Origin of the sequence: Cereibacter changlensis JA139, assembly GCF_003034985.1 — a bacterium.
Taxonomy (GTDB): domain Bacteria; phylum Pseudomonadota; class Alphaproteobacteria; order Rhodobacterales; family Rhodobacteraceae; genus Cereibacter; species Cereibacter changlensis.
The window spans coordinates 1-821 of record NZ_PZKG01000388.1; the positions used below are offsets into that span (position 1 = coordinate 1).

Annotated in this window: 2 protein-coding genes; both read right to left on the reverse strand. The window is 60.7% G+C overall.

The features are described from left to right. Positions 1–50: 50 nt before the first annotated feature. Positions 51–266, reverse strand: coding sequence for a type II toxin-antitoxin system BrnA family antitoxin (brnA, locus tag C5F48_RS24260; RefSeq protein ID WP_107666179.1), 216 nt, complete (start codon positions 264–266; stop codon positions 51–53). Next, positions 253–516: a BrnT family toxin gene (locus tag C5F48_RS24265; RefSeq protein ID WP_107666180.1), complete on the reverse strand. Its 264-nt coding sequence runs from the start codon at positions 514–516 to the stop codon at positions 253–255. The genes brnA and C5F48_RS24265 overlap by 14 nt, the downstream gene beginning before the upstream one ends. Between the last annotated feature and the right edge of the window lie 305 nt (positions 517–821).

Below are 821 nucleotides of genomic sequence, written 5' to 3' on the forward strand. Positions count from 1 at the left end.
AGGCTGCGCCCCCGCTCATCCGGCCTAATGCCCACTGGCCGTACTGGCCTTTACTCCAGGCGTTCTGCGATCCACATCTTGATCAGCGCCTGACGGGTGATCCCGAGCTTCTGAGCCTGCCGGTCCAGACCGGCGACAACCCAGGTCGGGAAATCAACGTTTACCCGCTTGGCTTCAACGTTGAGGCGGCGCGCCTTAGTCCAGTCGACATGGGCGGACATGTCTTCGCCAGCGTCGAAACGGTCGTCGAATTCAGTCGCCTTCATAGTGGTCAATCTCCTGCTTTCGAGCGCGGCGCACGGAAATGATCCGCACTCGGTTGCTCCGGTAAGTGTAAACAGCCGTCCAGTATCTGTTCCCGATTATGCCAACCGCCAGAAAGCGCGGCTCATCCGTCACATTGGCGGGTGCCTCAATCAGATAAGGATCATCCCAGAGAGCCTGCGCTTCATCGAAATCGATTCCGTGCTTCTCACGGTTTGCGGCGCTCTTGTCGGGATCATATTCGAACTTCATGGGCAGAATATATAGCGAGAATGGTATAATTACTATACTTTACTCATTCTTCGGTGGCAAGATTGTGCTCGTCCAACCTGCTTTCGCATCACCCGGCTGCACGGAGCCGAAGGCGGAGGATAACTTGGCTCTCAGTGACGCCCCCCGCCGGAGGCCGGGGCCGCGCTCCGGTTCCGGCCCGCAGGGCTGGCCGGAACCGGAGCCAGGACATCAGCCCCTCCCTGCGCGGCGGGCGTCCTGACTGTCTCGGAGAGCCAGCCATGACGCAGCCGGGCATGGTCGGGTCCGACGCCCCGTCTCCGCCC

Bases quoted from the DNA above. Each gene is read 5' to 3' on its own strand.
- brnA (WP_107666179.1), bottom strand. From the start codon at position 266: ATGAAGGCGACTGAATTCGACGACCGTTTCGACGCTGGCGAAGACATG.
- C5F48_RS24265 (WP_107666180.1), bottom strand. From the start codon at position 516: ATGAAGTTCGAATATGATCCCGACAAGAGCGCCGCAAACCGTGAGAAG.